Annotated in this window: 14 protein-coding genes and 1 pseudogene; 9 read left to right on the forward strand and 6 right to left on the reverse strand. The window is 68.6% G+C overall.

Features of this window, described 5'->3' with window-relative positions:
* The 3 genes from HF519_RS18340 to HF519_RS18350 all read left to right on the forward strand — a co-directional run.
* The coding region (locus tag HF519_RS18340) for a C40 family peptidase (protein WP_211170213.1) at window positions 1-564 on the forward strand (564 nt) is incomplete at its 5' end.
* Entirely contained in the window at window positions 561-2,492 is a 1,932-nt protein-coding gene (locus HF519_RS18345; protein WP_169414197.1) for a type IV secretory system conjugative DNA transfer family protein, read from the forward strand. The genes HF519_RS18340 and HF519_RS18345, both read left to right, overlap by 4 nt.
* A gap of 380 nt (window positions 2,493-2,872) precedes the next feature.
* Window positions 2,873-3,316, forward strand: a complete 444-nt coding sequence (locus tag HF519_RS18350; RefSeq protein WP_169414198.1) for a hypothetical protein — start codon at window positions 2,873-2,875, stop codon at window positions 3,314-3,316.
* A gap of 469 nt (window positions 3,317-3,785) precedes the next feature.
* Here the strand turns inward: HF519_RS18350 and HF519_RS18355 are convergent, their stop codons facing one another.
* Together HF519_RS18355 and HF519_RS18360 are read right to left on the reverse strand one after the other, a co-directional pair.
* The gene (locus tag HF519_RS18355; RefSeq protein ID WP_211170214.1) at window positions 3,786-4,844 is read right to left on the reverse strand and encodes a restriction endonuclease; all 1,059 of its coding nucleotides are present in this window, start codon (window positions 4,842-4,844) and stop codon (window positions 3,786-3,788) included.
* On the reverse strand, window positions 4,841-9,673 hold the full coding sequence (locus HF519_RS18360) for a DEAD/DEAH box helicase (protein ID WP_312860187.1): 4,833 nt from the start codon (window positions 9,671-9,673) through the stop codon (window positions 4,841-4,843). The genes HF519_RS18355 and HF519_RS18360 overlap by 4 nt, the downstream gene beginning before the upstream one ends.
* Before the next feature lie 107 nt (window positions 9,674-9,780).
* On the opposite strand from HF519_RS18360, the gene HF519_RS18365 reads away from it, so the two are divergent.
* From HF519_RS18365 to HF519_RS18380, 4 genes are all read left to right on the forward strand, one after another.
* Window positions 9,781-12,450 carry a hypothetical protein gene (locus HF519_RS18365; protein WP_211170216.1) on the forward strand — a complete coding sequence of 890 codons (2,670 nt, stop codon included), beginning with the start codon at window positions 9,781-9,783 and terminating at the stop codon, window positions 12,448-12,450.
* A 6-nt stretch (window positions 12,451-12,456) separates the two neighbouring features.
* A complete protein-coding gene (locus HF519_RS18370; RefSeq protein WP_169414199.1) occupies window positions 12,457-13,962 on the forward strand; it encodes a hypothetical protein in 1,506 nt (501 codons plus the stop codon).
* Between the two features lie 210 nt (window positions 13,963-14,172).
* A complete protein-coding gene (locus HF519_RS18375; RefSeq protein ID WP_169414200.1) occupies window positions 14,173-14,427 on the forward strand; it encodes a hypothetical protein in 255 nt (84 codons plus the stop codon).
* A 36-nt stretch (window positions 14,428-14,463) separates the two neighbouring features.
* Window positions 14,464-14,913, forward strand: coding sequence for a hypothetical protein (locus tag HF519_RS18380; RefSeq protein WP_169414201.1), 450 nt, complete (start codon window positions 14,464-14,466; stop codon window positions 14,911-14,913).
* On the opposite strand, the gene HF519_RS18385 is transcribed toward HF519_RS18380, so the two are convergent.
* Window positions 14,894-15,118: a hypothetical protein gene (locus HF519_RS18385; protein ID WP_211170217.1), complete on the reverse strand. Its 225-nt coding sequence runs from the start codon at window positions 15,116-15,118 to the stop codon at window positions 14,894-14,896. The two genes, HF519_RS18380 and HF519_RS18385, sit on opposite strands and share 20 nt — an antisense overlap.
* 215 nt (window positions 15,119-15,333) lie before the next feature.
* Between HF519_RS18385 and HF519_RS18390 the strand changes: the two genes are divergently transcribed.
* Window positions 15,334-15,912, forward strand: coding sequence for a plasmid pRiA4b ORF-3 family protein (locus HF519_RS18390; RefSeq protein ID WP_312860188.1), 579 nt, complete (start codon window positions 15,334-15,336; stop codon window positions 15,910-15,912).
* A gap of 25 nt (window positions 15,913-15,937) precedes the next feature.
* Here the strand turns inward: HF519_RS18390 and HF519_RS18395 are convergent, their stop codons facing one another.
* On the reverse strand, window positions 15,938-16,774 hold the full coding sequence (locus tag HF519_RS18395) for an IS5 family transposase (protein WP_169414203.1): 837 nt from the start codon (window positions 16,772-16,774) through the stop codon (window positions 15,938-15,940).
* A 471-nt stretch (window positions 16,775-17,245) separates the two neighbouring features.
* Between HF519_RS18395 and HF519_RS18400 the strand changes: the two are divergent.
* Window positions 17,246-18,136, forward strand: a pseudogene (locus HF519_RS18400) (IS982 family transposase).
* A gap of 367 nt (window positions 18,137-18,503) precedes the next feature.
* Here the strand turns inward: HF519_RS18400 and HF519_RS18405 are convergent.
* Both HF519_RS18405 and HF519_RS18410 read right to left on the reverse strand, forming a co-directional pair.
* A complete protein-coding gene (locus HF519_RS18405) occupies window positions 18,504-19,115 on the reverse strand; it encodes an NYN domain-containing protein (protein WP_169414204.1) in 612 nt (203 codons plus the stop codon).
* Between the two features lie 56 nt (window positions 19,116-19,171).
* Complete coding sequence (locus HF519_RS18410) at window positions 19,172-19,717, reverse strand: hypothetical protein (RefSeq protein ID WP_211170218.1); 546 nt, start codon at window positions 19,715-19,717, stop codon at window positions 19,172-19,174.
* Between the last annotated feature and the right edge of the window lie 775 nt (window positions 19,718-20,492).

Consider the following 20,492-nt stretch of genomic DNA (forward strand, 5'->3'; position numbering starts at 1 on the left):
GGCGCGGACCCCGACCTGCAGCTGGCGTCGCTGTCCACCCTCGCCTGCCCCGACCAGGGCGGCTCGAACCTGCCGCTGCGCCCCTCCACACTCGACCCGAAGACGCTGCCGTCGGGGTTCACCCTGCCCACCTTCCCGCAGCAGCGCGCCGCGGTGTCCTACGCACTCGCCCAGGTCGGCAAACCCTACGTGTGGGGGGCCAAGGGCCCGGACACGTTCGACTGCTCCGGGCTGATGCAGGCTGCCTGGGCCGCGGCGGGGGTGCCGATCTCGGCCGGGACCCTCAACCAGGTCCATGACGGCACCGCGGCGCCCGGCCTGGCGCAGCTCGCCCCCGGCGACCTGCTGTTCATTCCGGGATCGTTGGGCACCCCGGCCAACCCGCGCCACGTCGGCATGTACGCCGGGGGCGGGGTCGTCGTCAACGCCTACGACTCGGCCACCGGCGTGATCCTCGAACCCCTCGACACCTGGGCCGACCAGGTCGTCGCCATCCGCCACATCGCCGGCCCCACCGGCGAACAACGCCCCACCAGCGTGCTCGCGGAAGGAGCACCCGCATGACCAGCCGCACGGGTAGTCGCCTGTCCCCCGCCGCCGACCGCGACCTGGTCCTGATGGGACTGATCTGCGCCGCCCTGGTCGCCCTGGCCGGGGCGGGCGCGGTGCTGGTGGTCGGCCTCGTCGCGGCCACCGTGCTCGCCGGCGGCCCGCTGGCTTGGCCGCCGCTGGAGGGGTGGGCGAAGACCGCGATCACCATCCTGGGCCGCGGAGCCGACCCCGGCGCCGCGGCCGGTGAGCCGTGGGCCCCCGCCCTGGCCGGGCACCCCGGGCTGTACTGGGCCACCACTGGGGTCGTGTTCACCGCCGTGGTCATGGCCCTCGCTGTGGGAGGCGCGCTGGTGTGGCGGTGGTGGGGGCCGACCCCGGCCGGGCACGCCACCCGGGCCGAGATCAGGCGCGAGCTCTCCCTCGACGCGGCCCGCCGCACCGCGGCCTGGACCCGCCCCGGCCTGTCCCCCACCGAGCGCCGGCGTGCCCCGCTCGGCGAGGTGGGCGCCCCACTGCACCGCGGGCCCGCCGGGCCGATGTGTAGTCCACTGGAGAACCCGACCGGCACCCTCGCCCCCACCCAGTCCGGCAAGTCCCGCCGCGACCTGGTCCACAAGACCCTCGACGCCCCAGGGGCGCTGCTGTGCTCGACGACCAAACCCGACCTGCTGGAGTTCGCCGCCCTGGCGCGCACCCGCCGCCCCCTCGCCGGCCCGGTCCTGGTCTACGACGCCACCGGCACCACCGGCTGGCCCGCGCGGCTGCGCTGGTCCCCCATCGCCGGCTGCACCGACCTGGCCACCGCCTACCGGCGCGCCCACACCATGGTCGAGGCCTCCGCCGTCGCGGTGGAGGCCGGCGGCGGCGCCGGGGCGGGCAACGACAAGGTGTTCCGCGAACGCGCCACCTTCGTCCTCGCCGCCTACCTGCTCGCCGCCGGGCTGCACGGCCGCAGCGTGGACTCCCTGATCCGGTGGGCCACCGCGAAACCACCCGACCTCGAACCCGTCGGGCTGCTCGAGCCCTACCACCCCCAACTCGCCGGGAACCTGCAGGCCGAGATCGGCATGGTCGCGCGGACCTCCGACGCCGTCTGGATGTCGGTCCGGCGGGTCATCGAACCGTTGCTGGACCCCCACCTGCGCGAGCTGTGCACCCCGCGGCCCGGGGAGGCCTTCGACGCGCGGTCGTTCATCGGCAACCAGGGCTCGCTGTTCCTCATCGCCGGCCAGCACCAGGCCGCCCAGGCCGCGCCGCTACTGACCGCGCTCGCCGAGCACTGGCTGACCACCGCCCAGGAGATGGCCCTGGACCACCCCACCCGACGCCTCGACCCGCCGGCGACCGCGGTACTGGATGAGCTGCCCAACGCCACCCCGATGCCGCAGCTGCCCGACATCGTCTCCGACTCCGCCGGCCGCGGAGTGGTGATCCACTGGGCCGCACAGTCCCTAGCTCAGCTCGAGGACACCTTCACCCCGACCCGCGCCCGCCAACTGCTGGACAACACCACCACACTGTCGGTGTGGGGGTCGTTGAAGGACGCCCGCGCCCTGGAATGGGTCTCCACCCTCGGCGGGCACCACGAACGGCTGCGCCACCAGGCCCACGCCGAGGGCTTCTTCTCCCCCGGCCGATCCTCGATCGGCACCGAGACCGTGCCCACCTATCGACCCGGCGACGTCCGCACCCTGCACCGCGGGCGGGTCATGGTCCTGCACCGCGCTCTGCGGCCGATCCTGGCCCGCACGGTCGATGTCACCGACCGCCCGGATTGGAAAACACTGCACGCCGACGTCGAGACAATCCGCGCCGGCACCGCCAGAATCAGCCCTGCTGGCTATGCCCTCAGCCGCTCTCCTTTCCCGGGCTCGAACCATCCGACGCCCACGGGAGGGGACAACGGCCTAATCCGCAGGCGCACCTCCCCTAGTCGGTGATCCGGCAACGACATTCACATCCCCATGCTGCTGTCGCTCGTGCATGAGCCAGCGGGCGGCAGGCCAGCCAGCGGTAACCGCGCGGCAGCCCGAATTGCGGTCAGCCACTCTAAGGAGGCTTGCCCAGGACGACCGAGACGAGGGGCGGGACGAGACACGACACCTTGCACTTCGAGTGGAGATGAGAGGAAGACCCCGCGGGCACGACATCGACGGGGACCTGCCCCGCTGCCGTCTGTCGGAATTCTCTGGGTGCACGGAGACGACCGGATTCTGCCGCGTGTACCGGGCAGCCGGGCAGCCCACTAGAAAACCCCGCGTGCGCGGGGACGACGAGCCGAGGGGGAGCGGACGAGCGGATCAGCCCGGAAGACCCCCGCGTGCGCGGGGACGACTTCGAGTTGACCGCCGAGCCGTTGACCGCGGCGGGAAGACCCCCGCGTGCGCTGCTCGGCGGCCGCGACGATGTGGGCGAGGAGGATTGGCAGCTCGCCACGATGATGTGGGAGACGTCCTGCGCGGTTCGGGACGCGATCGAGGAGCAGGGGGCGGCCGAGAAGGCGCGTCAGGCCGAGGTCGTCGCGGAGGCGCGGGTCCGGCTCGCGGAGCGCACGACGGCAGCGGTCGACGGTGTCAGCGCGAAGCTGGACCGGCTCGCTGCCACGCTGGCCGCGCGGGTCGTCGAAGCCGGGGGGCTGACCCGGAAGAAGGCGCGGGGTGGGATGCGCAGCGATGAGCGGCACCTCTATAAACAGGTCGTCGACCGCGCCGAGTCGCTCGGCCTGATCCGGCTGGCGGACGGCGGTGGCCTGTTCCCCCGGTGAAGGCGGTGTGACGACCGTGTCAGCCGCAGGGCGTGGGATGGACGGGTGGACACGGCGTCCACCCGTGTTTTCCGCAGGTCAAACCGGTGGACGGGCTGTCCACCCCCTGTCCACCCCTGCCGGCCCCGTGCCAGGGGGTGGACATCGCGTCCACCCCCGTCCACCCCGTTTCCGCACGTCACAGCGGGTGGACATGTCGGTCCACCCGTCCACCCCCGGCCGGGCTGCTGCCGGGACTGCCGAAGCCTGCCCATCCCGGCTGACGACACATGTGACACAACGCCGACAGCGCCTACAACCTCGAGCCGTCGGCCAACCAGCATGCGCCGGCGCAGCCCCTCCTCTCGGCCAAGGGCTACGTCTCTGGCGCCCCCGCTGACCACCGACCCAGCTGACGCAATCCAGCACGTCGGCCTTGCTGGGGGCGCCGGCGTCGCCTGCGGGCGTCGCCCCGGGGGCCGCAGAGAGGCTACTGGGCGTTGCTGAGCACCCAGATCCGCTTGAGCGGCAGTTGAGTCTTGATCCCGTCGGGAAGCCGGTCGTAGGTGCGGAGCACCGCCTCGACAACGTCGGCGGCCTCCCACACCCGCACCCTCAGGTGCTGGTGGCGAAGCAAGTCCCGAGCCTGCTTGGTCAGGCCGCCCCAGGCGACGAGCAGGCCCTGGTCGGCGCCGTACGTCGACATCACGCCCTGCAGCTGTGAGACGACCGGCGACCCGATCTGGCTGCCGCCTTTCACCTGGACGATCAGACGCGGCGTATCCAGGCCGAGCGGTCCCTTGCCGGCGGAGATGTCCACTCCGCTGTCGGGGCCGGGAGGTGAGACCAGGCATCGAAAGCCCTCGGCCTCGAGCACGGCCGCCACCAGGCTCGTGAGCTCGTGCCCGGCGAAGTCCTCCTGGATCCGGCTGGTGATCTGGTCGATCGCCGCCTGCTCGTAGTCGGTTGCAAGCTCCGGATCCTCTACACCTGAATCGTCAGGGGTTGTCGGAGTTGCCTGCGGGGCCTGGCCTGGCGGCGCGAGTTGGGTGACGGCTCCGGGATCTGTTCCGTGCTTGAGGAGGTGTTCGAGGCGCGCGATGGCGTTGTTCTTGCTCGGCGCGAAGATGGACACCGCGCTCCCGAGCGTATAGAGCAGGTCTTGCTTTACCGCCGTGCGCGGCAGGTCGGTGATCTGCCAATCCACCGTGATTACATGCCGGCAGTCCGGCGGCTGGTCGTCGCCGAGATATCGGTAGCCACCGGTGACCCATCCCATGGCGATCCGTTTGGTGGTCTTGAGCGGCATGACCAGCAGGTCGCCCGGCTCGATCCGGCCCCGCAGAGCCCACAGTTGCGCCGCCTGGGTGTGGAGCCGACCCGCTGGGGCCCCAGGAAAGGCGGCCGCGGTGACCTTGGCGATCTGCTCGCGGGTGGTATACGGCGTCAGATCCGGCAACTCCTTCCACCCGCCCCCGGAGTACCCGTTGCTGAGCGCCCACTGGTCGCGCTCGCCGTACCGGCCGGAGCGGATCACCCATGCCTTCACTGTGTGCCCCCCTGGTCCTCACGGAGGCTGAGGGGTGGGAGAGCGTCAACAATCTCCATGGTCCGCAGGCTCACGGTGACGATACGAGCGAGCAGGTCAATGATGTAGCGCGGATCGCCGACCTCGCAGCTCCAATCGTTCGGGTCGTTGATGATGCCCGAAGCCTTGTCGGTCTTGACCTGGTAGCGGTCGATGATCCACTCGATGGCCGAGCGGGAGCCGAGCATGTACCGGTAAGCGGCCTCGGGGATGCCGCCCAGCGTGATCCGCGAGTTGTAAATGATCGTGGACGGGTCTCGGACTAGCTTGCCGCCCTCTCGGATCTTGGCGAAAGCCATTTTCTCCACGCGGAAGAACTCGTACGGGTCGCCACTCGGCTCCACATCGAGACCATCGAGCGGGAATGGCGTCACCGACTCGTAGCGCAGATGCAGCTCCGAGAGCTTTCGGCCCGCCTCTACGAACGGCCACGGATCCTTCACCAGCGGGATCCGCGGCAGCATCTTCTTGAGGTCCGCGGCGTAGGTCTGGCGGTACTCCGGCGAGTGTAGCAGCCCGTAGACGTAGAAGAAGATGTCGTCCTTCGTGATGCCGGAGCCAAAGGCCGCCGTGAACCGCCTCAACGCCACATCAGTGATGTTGTCGATCTTTCGGTACCCGTCAATGGTTTCCCCTTCCGGGGCCGTCACCATGTCGAGCATCCCCGAGTCTTCCGAACTCTCGTAGCGCCAACGCGGAAGCATCTGACCCGGGTTGCCAGCACCGTGAAGGACGTGTTCGGGGACTTGATCAACAACGAGCGCGCTAAATGGAGCCGGGGAACCAGGAGCGATCAAGTAGAGGCCGATATTTGGGGTCGCGGCGGATGGGTAGATTCGGAACTGCTGATAGACAGTGTTGTTAAGCTTGCGATCCAGATAGAGGTGAGTCCGCGTAAAAGGCCTATAGGTCGCCTTACGCAGAGCTGACTCATCGAACTGGTAATGCTCGCCTCGTTCGATGCGCGGTAGATCGGCACGATCCCACGAGAACTTGCGCGGGTCACGATCGACAAAATCTTTGGCGGCTGCAGTTCCAGAGGACCGGAACTCTGACGACTGACAGTTGAAGAACTCGATCGCGCCCCGCATATTGCGACGCAGCGCATCCGAACTGAAATTGTAGGCCCAGGCGTCTCGGTTCGTTTTGACGCCACTGGATCTCAACGCGAAGAGCGACGATTCCCCATTCTCCGATACTGGCATGAACCTACCGAAGTCATCGCGACGCTGGTTGAGCCAGTCACCGTGTTCGTTGGGAACGATGACATGGGGATTGAGGCCCCCCACAGATTTGGCATCGGCAACCATTGCGAGTTTCTCCTCGCGGGTCAGGTAGTCGTCGACAGTGGTGCACAGAATGGTGGCCGATTCCTTCTTGGCGGGGTTTTTGACCAGGATTGTGATCGCCACGCTCGCACGCGATCCCGCGCCAAATACCTTGCCGCCCTCCCTGCGGGACTGCTCGCCCGCGGTGCGCTGGTTGCCCCGGAGGTTGTAGACGTAGATGGAGCTGAACTCTTCGGCGAGCGTCTTGCGCATGCCATCCGCGGTGTTGGAGTCCAGCCAACCACCGTTGGTGACGTAGGCGACGACTCCACGCTCCTTGATCCGCAAGGTAGACCACTTGATAGCTCGGATGTATGAGTCGTAAAGCGAGTTCTTGAGCGTGGCTGTCGAGCGCTCGGCGTAGGTGCTCCGGATCGCCTTGTCGAGTGATGGGTACTTTTCGTTCGCGTTGTTATCGTTCGCGCTGTCCTGCCCTGAGGAGTAGGGCGGGTTGCCGACGATGACAGTGATTGGAAGTGTCTTGAGCCGCTCGAGGCGCTCGTTGTTCTCGGGAAAGACCTTGAGGTCTGGCCGGTCGTCGTCTTCCCATGACTGGAAGGTGTCAGTGAGGATCAGTCCGGGGAACGAGTGGTACTTCGCGTTGGGGTCGTGCTCGCGCATCAGGTCCTGGTAAGTGGTCTCGATGTTGACAGCGGCGATGTAGTACGCGAGGAGCAGGATCTCGTTGGCGTGCAACTCCTTGGCGTATTTCCGCGCGAGGTCGTGTGGTTCGATCAAGCTGGACTGCAGGAGCCGAACCATGAAGGTGCCGGTGCCGGTGAAGCCGTCGAGGATGTGCACGCCCTCGTCGGTGAGGCCCTGGCCGAACTCGGCGCGCAGCACGTGGTCGGCGGAGTTGAGGATGAAGTCGACGATCTCGACCGGGGTGTAGACGATGCCGAGCTTGTCCACGGTCTTCTTGAACGCGGTAGCGAAGAAGGTGTCGTAGAGCTCGACGATGATGCGCTGGCGGCCCTCCGCGTTGTCGATGCCCCGCACACGCATCCGGACGGAGTCGTAGAACTTCTCCAGTGTGCGGTTCTCGTCGTCGACGTTGTGCTCGTCCAGGGCCGCGAGCATCCGTTCCATGGTCTGCGCGACCGGGTTGTGGTCGAGGAAGTCGTATCCCTCGAACAGCGCATTGAAGACCGGCCGGGTGATCAGATGCTGCGCGAGCATGTCTACTGCGTCGGCCTGGGTGACGCCCTCGTTGAGATTGCCGCGCAGGCCCTCGAGGAAGGCGTCGAACTCCTTGGCCACGTCGGTGTGCGGGTCAGACAGCAGAGCGCTGATCCGGGTGGTCTGGCGGACCGCGATGTCGGCGACCGACTTGGCCCAGTCGGTCCAGTATCGGCGGGTGCCGACCTTGGCGACGATCTTGGAGTAGATCGCGTCGCGCCAGGCGTCGAGGTCACCGAAGACCAGGTCGAGCGTGCCCTGAACCCCGCCGTTGCCCTGACCGGTGTCGCCACCGACACCGATGACGCTGATCTTGCTGTCCCGGTTCTTGGTCAGCTCGATCCGGTTCACCATCGCGTCGAAGCGCTCGTCGTGGGCGCGCAGCGCCTGCAGCACCTCCCAGACCGCGGCGTAGCGCTTGTTGTCGCGCAGCGCCTCCTCCGGCGGCACGCCGGCCGGGATGCCGATGGGCAGGATGATGTAGCCGAACTGCTTGCCCGGCGCCTTGCGCATCACGCGGCCGACGGACTGGACGATGTCGACGACCGACTTGCGGGGGGAGAGGAACATGACCGCGTCGAGCGCGGGGACGTCGACGCCCTCGGACAGGCAGCGGGCGTTGGTCAGGATCCGGCAGGAGTTCTCGGCCGGTTCGCCTTGCAGCCAGTCGATCCGGGTGTTGCGCTCGAGCGCGTTGAACGTGCCGTCCACGTGCTTCACCCGGCACTGCAGCGGCGAGCGCCCGTGCTCGTCGTCCTGGTCGGTGGAGGCGACGTAGTACTGGCTGACGTCGGTGAAGAGCTCCTCGATCCGCTTGGAGTCCTTGATGCTGCCGGCGAAGGCCACCGCGCGGCGCATCGGTGCGACGTCCGGTTCGAAGGAGTGCTCGGCCTGGCCGCGCTTGGCCAGCCCGTTCCAGCAGCCGACGATCTTGGCGGCGTCGTCGAGGTTGAGCTCGTGGTCGTCGCTGGAGAGCTGGGCCTGGAACGTGCGCGCCACCGCCTCCTCGTCCACGGCCAGCACGAGCACCTTGTAGTCGGCCAGCAGGTCCTGCTCGACCGCCTCGCCGAAGCTGAGCCGGTGGAACTCGGGGCCGTAGAGCTCGTCGTCGTCCATGGAACAGAGCACGGCGTTGGCCTCGCCGGCCTTGGCCTTGGAGGAGTCGTTGAAGATCCGAGGAGTGGCGGTCATGTAGAGCCGCTTTTTGCCCGGCAGGTAGCTGTGGTCGTGCACCCGCACGAAGGCGGACTCATTGGCGCCGGACAGGGTGACTCCGGTGGTGCGGTGGGCCTCGTCGGCGACGATCAAGTCGAACGGTCGGGCGTCCTGCTGGGCGCGGGCGACCACGTCGATGGACTGGTAGGTCGCGAACACGACCGTCATCGCCGTGGTGTCCGCCTCGGCGTCCTCGATTCGGCCGCGGAGGAGGTCGACGTTGGTGGTCGCGGGCAGTGCGAGGTCGGTGACGGAGATGTCCTCATCGGGGTTGGCCGACCGCTGCGTCGACCTCGGGTCGGAGCAGACGGCAAGTGCCCGGATCGGCAGATCTGCCTCGCCGACCCACTCCCGGACCGTTTGGGACAGGAGCGAGATGGAGGGAACGAGGAAGAGCACCTTGCCGCCGGTGCCGACGTTCTCCTCCGCCAGGCGCAGCGAGGTGAAGGTTTTTCCGGTGCCGCAGGCCATGATCAGCTTGCCGCGGTCGTGTGCCCCGAAGCCGGCGGTGACCTTGTCGATGGCGACTCGCTGGTGGGGACGGGGCGTCTTCTTGCCCCGGAGCGGCAGGTGGTCTGGTGTCTCCAGGGAGAACTTCGCCCAGTCGACTCGTGAGTGCTCGAGGTCGCTGAGCCCGATGCGGCGCACCGGGATCGCCTGCCCCTTGATTGCGTCCTCGGCGTTGGCGTTCCACCGGTCCGTGGTCGAGACGATGATCCGTTCCTGGAAGCCCTCCTTGCCCGAGGCGGCGAGGAAGGAGTCGATCATCGGCTTCGACACGGTGGTGGTCGGCGCGAAGAACTTGCACTGGATCGCCACGTGGTGGCCGGTGTTGCGGTCCTTGGCGACCAGGTCGATGCCGGTGTCGTGCTTGCCGCCGTTGCCGGGCCACTTCCCCCATAACCACACGTCGGAGAACTGGTCGGCGTAGACCGGGTCGACCCGGAGGTAGGCGCGGATCAGCCGCTCGAACTTGCTGCCCTTGTCGGCCTCGGACAGGGCAGAGGCCCGCAGCTCCTCGAGGACGTCGTAGATCGTGATCGACACCGGCGTGATCTTGCCGGACACCGGTCCAACCACCCACGGAGCGTGGGGACGTGTAACCAACCCGTGCTCATTGCCGATCTTTCATCCGACAGTCCAGACCGGACCTGACAGGGAGCAAGGAGCACCACGTGGGGGGACTGCAGTCCGGAGGGGGGACGAGCGCGGTCGCCGCGTCGGCGCACGCCGGCTGCGAGCGGTTCCGGCTGACCGATCCGTTCATCACCCGCAAGACCCGCCGGGCCCTCGCCGCGCACGTGGGCCACCCCGATACCAGCGCGGGGATCCCGGAGGCCCGCTGGATGCGGGCGATGACCTTCGAAAGCCTGGTGCGCTCCGAGCGCTTCGTCGCCGAGTTGCTCGCCAGGACCGTCGGGCAGCTGGACCTGCCCCGCCCGCGGGGTGTGCGCCGGCGCGACTGTCACGGCTCGGTGGCGACCACGGCCGAGGAGGTGGCCAAGGCGCACCTCAAGGCGAACTTCGCCGGCGAGGCCACGATGCTGACCGCGCTCGCCGTGCCGTACCTCCACCTTGAGGACGTCGCGGGCGCGACGCCCATCCATCCGGACTTCGCCATCGTCTGCCCCCGCCAGGACGGCGGCAAGGCAATCGGGTCGTGGCTGATCATGGGCGACGCCAAGGACTATGAGCGGGTCCGCTCGCGCATCGACGACGGCCGGATGCTCAAGGGCTTCCTCCAGGTCGCCCTAGGCGCCGAATCGGCCGCCGCATGGTCCAAGCTGCCCGGCGGGATGCGCGTGCACCGGTACGGCGCGCTGGCCGTGCCGCGCAACGCCTTCCTCCAGCCCGAGGCCGTCGTCGAGCTGCTCGATGACCACCGTGTCGAGGTGCGCACCCGCGCGCACGAACGGCTCGCGACCAAAGCCGAACTGGGTGAAAGTTCTCCGGCCGAGGACGAGCTCGCGGCGTACGTGGAGCATCTAGCGGCAACGTTCAACCCGCGCAGCTGCGTCACCTGCAGCCTCTTCGCCTACTGCCGGGACGAGCTCCGCGCCTCCGCCGACCCGCTCGCCCTGCTGACCGAGATCGGCATCGACCCACTCATCCGCACCGCGGTGGCCGGGCTGGTGTCGGGTTCCGGTGAGCTCGGACGCGCGCCGCAGAGCACCGTGGCTCAAGTCATCGCGACCGTCGGCGGCCTCCCGCAATGGTCGGGACGCCTGCGGGTGGACCCGTGCGGGCTTCCCGGCACCATCAACCTGGTCCTCGTCAAGTCCGATGCCGCCGCCCTCGGCGTGCATGGCCTGGCCGTGCAGCGAGTCGGTCCGGCCGGCCCGACCGCCTGGGTGCGGCGGGTGTTTCCGGATCCGCAGTCCCCGCTCACCCGACGCGCGATGATGCGCATGCTCGGCGCGGCCATCCGCGAGACCCAGGAAGCCGGCCTCGGGCCGGTCCACCTGGTCGTGCCCGATCGGCCGACTGCCGACCTGCTCGCCACGGCCGCCGACTCCCTGGCCGGGGTCGAGCTCAGCCGGTTGCGCTGGCAGCGCGACCTGGACTGCGGCCGCCCAGCCCTGACCTTCGACGGGGAGCCCGCGACCCTGCCCGACCCGCTGCACGCCGACGAGCGGCTCGCGGTCAGCTTCCTGCTGGAGGAGGACCGGGCCCGGGCCATGAGCCTGCGCACGCCCATCCACGACGTGCGCGCCGTGCTGGCGTCACACGTGACCCCCGGCGGGCCCGCCGTCGACGCCGGACGCCTCGACTACCTCGTCACCTGGGCCGAGACGACCGAGCCACTGGACCACCGCGAAGTCTCCGACGCCATCGCCGAGCGAACCGAGACCCCCGGCGCGCGGCTGTCCAACTCCGCCTCGGACGTCATCCACCGAGCCCGGCGCGAGAACAACACCGCCACATACGACGCGCTCGTCCAGCAAGCCCTGGACTACCGCATCGAGGTGCTGGAGCGAGCGCTGGCCGTCCTCGAGAAGCTGGAGCTGTCCCGGCTTCGCGACGTCCATCGCGTCTTGGAGGGCGACGCCCAGGCGGTGTGGTGCCGCCGGTTGGCCCTGCAGGCCTCCGATCTCGTCCGCTTCTCCCGCACCTACCGAACCTGGCGCAACGCCCACGTCGAGATGCTGGATGCCGACCGGAAATGCTTCGACCAGCTCACCTGCCTGGCCGACGCCTCGGTGGCGCACGACAAGGCCAGCGACGCCGGTGTGCGCGAGCTCGCCCTCGCCACCGTGATGGACATCAACCCCATTCGCCTGGACGTGCAATCGCGACGCCTGGTCGACGGGTCACGAGTCGTCGCGCTGCACATCAACGGCCGCAGCCTGGTCGAGCAGCCAAACACGACCATCAAGATCCAGGCCACCTCATTCAAGCTCGGCCAGATGCCGATCGCGACGTTGACCAGAGTCGACGACGTCGAGGGACTTCTGTGGGATCCCAAGGTGGTCCCCAGCCTGGCCGTCGGCGACGTGCTGGTCCTGGCCGACACGACCTGGTTCGGCAAGCCCTTTCAATCGGGCCACGAGATCGCCGTGAAGCGGCCGTCGCTGGACAACCAGGCCGCCCCCAAGACCACCTGCAGCCTGCCCGCCTACTCCGCGGACCCCGAGGGCCACAAGTGGTGCTGTAGACCGCACACAGTCGCCGAGGCCGAATGGTCCGACACGCTCGCCCAGCGCCGGGCCCGCGGCGAGCTCAACCCCGAGACCTGGCCGCCTCTCGTCGACGAGGAGCGATTCGACGTCGGCCCCGTCGACGAACGACCCGATGTGTCGCCCGCACCGGCCCTCAACGGCCTGACCCTCGACGACCTGGACTGAACAGCCGTGACGATCACCTTCTCGACCGCCGCGGCGGCGTCCGCCGACGACGCGCTCCACCACGAAGACGCGGCCCGGGGCAACATCGAGGCCGCCCAGCGCGCCATCACGGCGCTCTCCGCGGCGCTCAGCAATGCCGCCGGGTACGACAAGATCCTGCTGCGGGCGGCCGCCGGCGCCGGGAAGTCCTACGCGCTCGTGCGCATGGTTCGCGAGGCTTTGGACCACGCGAGCTGCACCCGGGTCGCCGTCACCGCCTTCGCCAACAAGCAGGTGTTCCCGCTCGCTGGCGAGCTGGGCAAGGAGCTGGGCGCCCCCCGGGTCTGCCTGTTCGTGGCCGCAGAACGGCTGCCCGACGTACCGCAGGACGTGCTCGACCACGTCTCCATCGCCACCTCCACCAACGACATCCCCGACACCACCGCCGTAGTCCTCGGGACCTCGCACAAGCTGGGCGCCATCCGCCAGCGGAAGCGGTTCCTGGACCACTTAGGGCCGTCCGCCAACGCGAAGCAGCCGTTCGACGTGCTGTTCGTCGACGAGGCGTGGCAGCTACCGTTGCACCGGTACACGACCGTCGAGGACCTCGCACCGCTGTCCGTGGGCGTGGGCGACGTTGGCCAGCTCCCGCCGATCGACCCCGGCGCGAACCCATGGCGCGGCGATCCGGGCTACAACCCCTACCGGGCATGGCCCACCGCCTACGAAGACGCCGAGACGACCTTCGTAGTCGACCTGCCAGCGGTGTGGCGCCCCACAGCCGCCCAACTCCCGCTCTGGCGCGCCTTCTACGGCGACTGGGACCGCCTCGACTGCGTCGCGGCCCCCGGCGACCGACGCGTCGACCTCCCGGCGATGACGGGGCCCGCCGCCGCGGTCTGGGACTCCGTCGCAACCGGGAACCCGACGCTGCTCGAAATCGACGGCCTCCCCGACCCCGAGGCGGCCGACATCGATCCGCCCCTGCTCGGCGTGGTGGAAGACCTGCTCGAGCCCCTGCTCGAGGGCGGCTTCACGATCACCAGCAGGCGGTACGACGGCGTCGGCAGCCCTCTCGATGAGGTGCGGACCAACTCGGCCTCACCCGCCGGCAATCCTCTGATCGTCCTCCTCGCCACCCGAAACCAAGCCGTGGACGACGCCACCGCCGTGGTCGAACGTCTCACTGAGAAGTACGACTTGCCCGATGGCGTACTCCTCGCCTCCACCGTCGACTCCTGGCAGGGCCAGACGAACGCCATCACAGTGGCCATCCACCCGTTGTCGGGAGCTGACCAGCTCGACGAGTTCAACTCCGCCTTCGGGCGGCTTGCCGTAACCTGCACCCGGGCCACCCACGGGCTGTTGATGGTTGCGCGAAGTGGCCTCGATCGCCTCCTTGGCGACGCCCCTGCCCGGCCAGGCACACCACTGGGCGAGCCCGGAAGCCGATCCCTCCCCCGCCAGACCCATCAGCGGATCCTCGCAACGTTCAGCCGTGTGACCTTGGACCTCGCCTCGAACAAGGAGTGACGATCAGGGACACGGCAGAGCCGGTTGGACCTCGCGTGGACCAGCCGTGCCGGGATCGCGCACCACCGGATCGGGCTGCAGGTGTGGGCCGGCTGCCGAGGGTTGGACTTCACCAGCAGCCGGCTACTTGGATGGCGGTCAGAGCGCAGCACTGGCACAGGCGTCACGGCCGGATGTGTCCCGAGGACGGCGTCCGGAAGGATCGTTCAAATGACAGACTGGATCGACGACCTGCTCGAGGGCAAGCCGAAGGGCTGGATCATCGAGCAGGTCTACTTCAAGATCAGCGACCTGCGCGACGGCGTCGCCGGTGACCGTGCTCACGCCGACATGCTGGAGAGGTACCTGCGCGAGCACGGGTCACCACCCGGCGCGGGCACGGACGTCGCGGAGGGACCGTGCCGCGGGTGCGGGGAGCCCTGGCCGTGCGCGGGGATCAAGAACGCGTGGGCGCTGTTGTCTTGACGACGCATGCCCAGAGTGTGGGTACGGTCCCCGGCCGTGGGAGTTCTCGCCGAGACGGCAGATGATCTGAGGGCTGCATTCGAGCAACTGCGCAACGCCGGCGGTGTCGAGCCGCAGCATCGCCGGGCGTTGAAATCCGTGCTTGACGAACTCTACCGGGCGCGCGAGTTCAGGGAGGGCCGGTCCAAGGTCAACCGGCCCCACTACACCCAGCGGGTCGACGCGTGCGTCGCAGGCAAGATCACACAGGGCATCGTGTTCCTGCGCGGCGTGCTCACCCATCACCTGATCAAGGAGGTGGAGCCGATTCCGCAGCTGCTCTACCCAGGACCGGACCTGTACCCCTCGCAAGATCTGTTCCCGGACGCCAACTTCACGTGGATCAGCGCCGCGGAGGTTAAGGCGATCCACGATGTGCCCAAGGGTCAGCAGGCCCAGTTCGAGCACTCAGCCTTTGCCAACCTGATCATGCGCTGGCGATCATGAGTGTCTGAACTGCGGCGATGAGCTCGCGGGCCCGGCTGGGGCTCGAGCGGATCTTGCGTAGGATCCGCCGGTTCTTCAGCTCGGCGTTGACTCGCTCGCCGGGGCCGCGCTGATGGGCGTGCGCGGTGTTGACCTCCTTCTGGCTGCGCGACAGGCGGCGGTAGCGGCCGGTATCGGGATCGAGGCGCCGCCGCCGCTGCGCCAACGCTGTCTGGTCGCACCTCTGTCTGGGGTGCCACTACCACCAGTACGAGATCGGCCCCACATCCCACCAGGTCGCGCCTGGCGGAAGGAGGTCGATGATTTGGTGCAGAGACTATGCGCTTGACCAGGTCTGATTAGACGTCGTTTCAGAAGTGATGATCCCGGTCCTGCCAGTGCTGGCAGAGCTGACAGCATCGGTGTATGCCTGCGGGTCGTGTGACTGCGAAGACGAAGATCTTCGAGCTGGAGATCGTGCTGGAGGAGGTGCAGCCGCCGGTCCGGCGCCGTGTGCAGGTCCCCGGCGAGGTGAGCCTGGCGGTGCTGCACGAGGTGGTGCAGTCGGTGATGGGCTGGAGCAACTCGCATCTGCACGAGTTCGACATCGCCGGGCGCCGCTTCGGGATCCCGGACCCGGACTGGCCTGATCCAGACCTCACCGACGAGGCCAAAGGCAAGCTGTTCCGGCTGGTCAAACCGGGAGATCGGTTCGGTTACCTCTACGACTTCGGCGACAACTGGGCCCACCGGATCACCGTGGACAAGGTCGCCACCGCGGAGCCAGGGGTGCGCTACCCGCGCTGCGTCGCCGGCCAGGGCGCGTGCCCGCCCGAAGACGTCGGCGGCCCGTGGGGCTATGGCGAGTTCCAGGCCGCGCTGGCTGACCCGGCCCATCCCGACCACGACGAGCGCCTCGAGTGGGCGGGTGGGCCGTTCGACCCGCACAGCTTCGACCTCGACGAGGCCGACGGAGCGCTGCAGTGGCTGGCCTGGCGACCGCTGACCCCCGTGTCATAGGGGCCGACGCCTCCGACGGAGACGATCACGGTGAGTGCTGGGCCAGACGGCGGTGGCAGATCAGAGCACAGGCCAGCGACAGCAGCGCGGTGATCGTGGACGCGGAGCGGTCGTAGCGCAGCGCCAGGCGCCGGAAACCCAGCAGCCAGGACATCGTGCGCTCGACGACCCAGCGAACCCGGCCGAGACGGCTGGAGTCCTCGATCCCACGCCGGGCGATGCGCACCCCGATCCCACGCCGGGCCAGGTAGCGGCGACAACGGGGGTAGTCGTAGCCCTTGTCGGCGTGCAGCTTGCCCGGCCGCCGCCGGGGACGGCCCGGGCGCCCGGCGCGTTCGCGGACACCGGGGTTGGTGTCCAACAACTCGGCGAGCACGCGGCTGTCGTGGGTGTTCGCGCCGGTGACCAGGGCGTGCAGCGGCAGCCCGTTGCGGTCACACAGCACGTGGTACTTGCTGCCGGCCTTGCCTCGATCGGTCGGCGACGGGCCGGTGGCCTCGCCGCGGCGTTTGGCCCGCACGCTCACGCTGTCCACCGCCGCCCGCGACCAGTCCAGCAGATCCGCCTGCGCGAGCCGGTCGAGCACCACCCGGTGCAGTCGCTGCCACACCCCGACTTGCTGCCACTCGCGCAGCCGCCGCCAGCAGGTGACCCCGGAGCCGCACCCGAGTTCCGCGGGCAGCTCGTTCCAGCTGATCCCGGTCTTGAGCACGAACACGATCCCGGCCAGCGCCGCCCGGTCGGGCACCCGCGGCCGCCCCGTGCGTCCCCGCTTCGCCTGCTGAGCCTGCGGGATCAGCGGCTCCACCAACTCCCACAGCTCGTCGCTGACCAATCGCTCGACACATGATCGTCCCGCCATCGCGGGACATGATCAGCAACCAGCACAGCTCCACACAGGACCGACACGCCGACTTCTGAAACGACGTCTTAGCATCGTTAGACAGTCAGCAGGTTGATGCTGAGTCACGAACAAGGGAGAGCCCGTGGGCGAGATAGCTCCGATTGACCCGGAGCCGTTGAGGGCCTTCCTCCACCAGCGTTACCGCGAGGATGAGCAGCAGGCTCCACAAGTTCACGACCGGTCCTGCACCAACCCCGAGTTCTGGAGCAGCTGCGAGTGCGGCGTCCCCACACGGTGGCTTAGGAACCTGATGGCCCGGTGGTACGTCATGCGGGACGCAACGGAACACCAGCTCCTGCTTCTCGCGCAGCCGTATGCAAATCACCCGCATTTCCACCCGGCGTGGCACCTCGACCGCTGGGACTAGACGAGTAAGTCCTAACGGCGTGGCGTCGCTGGATCTGGACGGAGGATGTTGAAGGTCAGTTTGTGACGACCAACCTCAACACCCTCCTGACGGCACTGTACGTCAAGATCGACGATCTTCTGGGGCATCGGACGCGGCCAGGTCGGCCACCGAAGCTGTCGGATGCCGAGCTGTTGACCCTGGCGGTGGCGCAGGTCCTGCTCGGGGTCCGCTCCGAGGCCCGCTGGCTGTGGTTCGTGCCCCGCCATCTGCCGGGCGCGTTCGGCGTACCTGCCCGGCCAGTCCGGCTACAACAAGCGCCTGCGGGCGGCGGTACCGCTGCTCAAGCGCCTGATCCGGGCCCTGGCCGCCGACACCGACCTGTGGTCCGACCCGGTCTGGGTGGTGGACTCGACCCCGGTGCAGTGCGCCGTTCCCGGCCGACGATGAAGCGCTCGAACCTGGCCGGCTGGGCCGGCTACGGCTACTGCGCCTCGCACTCCCGGTTCTTCTGGGGACTGCGCCTGCACTTGGTCGCCACCCCGGCCGGGCTTCCGGTCACCTGAGCGCTGGCCGACCCGAAGATCGATGAGCGCCAAGTCCTGATGGCGATCCTCGACCACGACCCCACTCTCACCGGCGACTGGCCCGGGCTGAGGATCATCGCCGACAAGGGCTACGTCTCCGCCGAGCTCGACCGCTACCTGTCCCTGGGGTGGCGCTGCTGTGCCCGTCCTACCGCAACCGCCCACCCCGCCCCGGGGGAACACCTGCTCAAACCCATCCGCTAGCTCATCGAATCGGTCAACGACACCCTCAAGGGCCAGCTCGACCTGGAGTTGCACGGCGGGCGCAGCATCGCCGGCGTCGGCGCCCGCGTCGCCCAGCGCCTGCTCGCACTCACCGCCGCGATCTGGCACAACCGGGCCACCGGGCAACCCGTCACTCGGTCCCTGATCGCGTTCGACCAGTGATCGAATTCGGACTTGAGAAGCGCTGTCCCGAACCTATCCGGGGACCTGGGTGCCGCTGGCAGACATCGCGGAGCTCGCCCTGGTCACCAGGGAGCGGGCACCGGAAACGTTCACCCGGGTAGTGCGCCGGAACCTGGACACCAGACTCAGGCCCCTGGTTGAGGTCCGCGAGCCGATCTACAGCAGCGGTGGCTCTCAGATGGTGCGCTCGTGCCCGACTTGGTGAGCTACCAAATGCTGGTCGCGCTCAGGCGTCAGCTGGAGCGGCGACCATGACCGCGAGGCTGGCATCCTGGTGCCGCCGGCGATGTGCCGACGCGGACTGCGGCCAGGAACACCGCAGTCCGCGTGCTGCCCGTCTCCGGGTTCATCCGGTGAGATAGCGGCGGCTGTCGGCGACGGCGCGGTAATCGGCATCGTCGAGATAGTGGCACCAGGGCAGGTTGCCCTCGGGCAGGCGGAGCCGGCTGGTCCCCTCCCAGGTAGCCACCTCGAGGTGGACGGCGCGGCGGCGGTGAACGGCCTGCACGGCGGGTAGCAGGTCGCGGTCACGGGAGAACAGGATGGCGACGTCGTAGTCGCGGCCATCGGCGCAGACCAGGTCGATGGCCAGCGAGACGTCGATGCCCTTCTCCTGTGGTGGGTGGCCGCGCTGGCTGGCGTAGGTGAGGGGCAACTGCTTGACGCGGACGCGGGGGTCTTGCTGCCAGAGGGACGCCTGCCGGGCGCTGGCCGCCGCCGCGCCCGGCTGTTCCCGAAGGCCGGGCTGGCCGCGATAGACCGAGACCTCGACCAGCCGGCTGGGTCGGTGCCGACGCGACACAAGCAGCTGGGCAGTAATTAGCGGGTCGACCTGGCCACGGGATTCCGAGGTGCCGTACGCATGGAACACGCTCAACGCGCTGCGCTGGACGTTGCTGTAGTCGATGAAGACGGCGACGCGATCGAGGTTGGTCGGGTGCTGGTCGTGGTCGGACATGCTGTTCTCCTTGATGTCGGTCAGGCCGAAAGGGGGATCGGGGAGGCTGTTGCCGGTTAGGACTGCAGCCCTGCGGCGGCGAGGGCGTCGATCCACTGCAGCCAGCTGTGCAGGCCGCTGCGCAGGTTGTGCACGCTGAGCAGGTCCAGCACGACGAACGTGTTGCGCGACGGCTTCGTCATCGCGATGGCGATCGCCAGCCGCGGGATACGCGGGTCGGGAGTGATCGCCACGAGTCGGGTGCCGCGTGCGTCGACGAGAGCGCCGATCGGGGGCGGGGACGGCGCATGCACCGGCTGGTGTGCGGCGTGCTTCCGCTCGGGGGTGATGGGGGCCGGTTGGTGCGTGGCCTGCACCGCCGGGGACGCGGCCCACTGGGTCCACGGCCCCAGCCTGGCGTCCCACGCGCGCGCTAGGTCCGGGATCAGCTGAGCGAACACCGTCTCGCCGGTGTGGATGTCGATGATCTCCGCCAGGAGGATCGGCGTGCCCGAGCGCGGCGGCACCATCCGCAGCGCCATGTCGCTGCCCTGCTCGTCACGGATCACCGCGAACCGAGACACGGGCGGCTGCTCGCCGCCGGCCAGCGGGTGCAGCGGCATCCCGGCGCCAGGGCACACATCGCCGTCGATGTAATGCCGACCGAGCAGCCCGAGCTGAGTGAGCCGTACATTCCGCTTGCATTCCGAGCAGACTCCCCGCGAGATGTTGGAACCCATTGACAACACCACTCCCCAATTCTTTAAACGCTCCATAGTGGCCGGTCGACCACCACCCAGCATGGCTCTCACCTGCCGCAACCACAGGGTGACACACCGGTGCGTCGAACTCCTAAAACAGTACGCGCGTCCGACATCGCCTGGATATATTTCCGGAATTCGATTATCCGGTATCTTTCACGGAGAGCCGAGAGACAATTCCTTGACGCTTGTTCCTCAATTGAGACAATCAATCCTGCGCCGTGTCACTACTCATGCAAGAAGCGCGGAAAACCGGTATCTCCGCTGCCGGGGGCCGACGCAGTGTTCCCGCTGGTCCGAGGCGTAGGCCCTGCCCGGCGCTGCTGTAGCTCCGGTGCTCGGGGCCGGTCGACTGCTGCCTCGGCCGACTGCCGCTGGGTGCCGCTGCGGTCCCCGCGCCGGGCGGTAGCTGCCCGGTGCCGCGCGTCCGGCGTGACCTGCAGCCCGGCCCGGAGGGCGCACCGGGGTCGACCGGAGGGACCCGAGCCGGAGGTGAGATGTGACGCATCTCATGGCGGGTGACGGGGTCCAGGGTGGACTCGATAGGCCGCCACGTCCCTTTCACGCGCTCAACCAGCGACAGTGGTGTGTCAGGCTGCCCAAGCTTGCGTGAGTGCCCGGCGTTCCTACCAGTCAC

The sequence above is a fragment of the Pseudonocardia bannensis genome (assembly GCF_012911875.1).
GTDB lineage: Bacteria > Actinomycetota > Actinomycetes > Mycobacteriales > Pseudonocardiaceae > Pseudonocardia > Pseudonocardia bannensis.

Excerpts from the sequence above, each read along its gene's own strand:
- HF519_RS18345 (WP_169414197.1), top strand. The coding sequence starts at position 561 with ATGACCAGCCGCACGGGTAGTCGCCTGTCCCCCGCCGCCGACCGCGAC.
- HF519_RS18405 (WP_169414204.1), bottom strand. The coding sequence starts at position 19,115 with ATGTCCGACCACGACCAGCACCCGACCAACCTCGATCGCGTCGCCGTC.
- HF519_RS18410 (WP_211170218.1), bottom strand. The coding sequence starts at position 19,717 with ATGCCGCTGCACCCGCTGGCCGGCGGCGAGCAGCCGCCCGTGTCTCGG.
- HF519_RS18375 (WP_169414200.1), top strand. The coding sequence starts at position 14,173 with ATGACAGACTGGATCGACGACCTGCTCGAGGGCAAGCCGAAGGGCTGG.
- HF519_RS18395 (WP_169414203.1), bottom strand. The coding sequence starts at position 16,774 with ATGGCGGGACGATCATGTGTCGAGCGATTGGTCAGCGACGAGCTGTGG.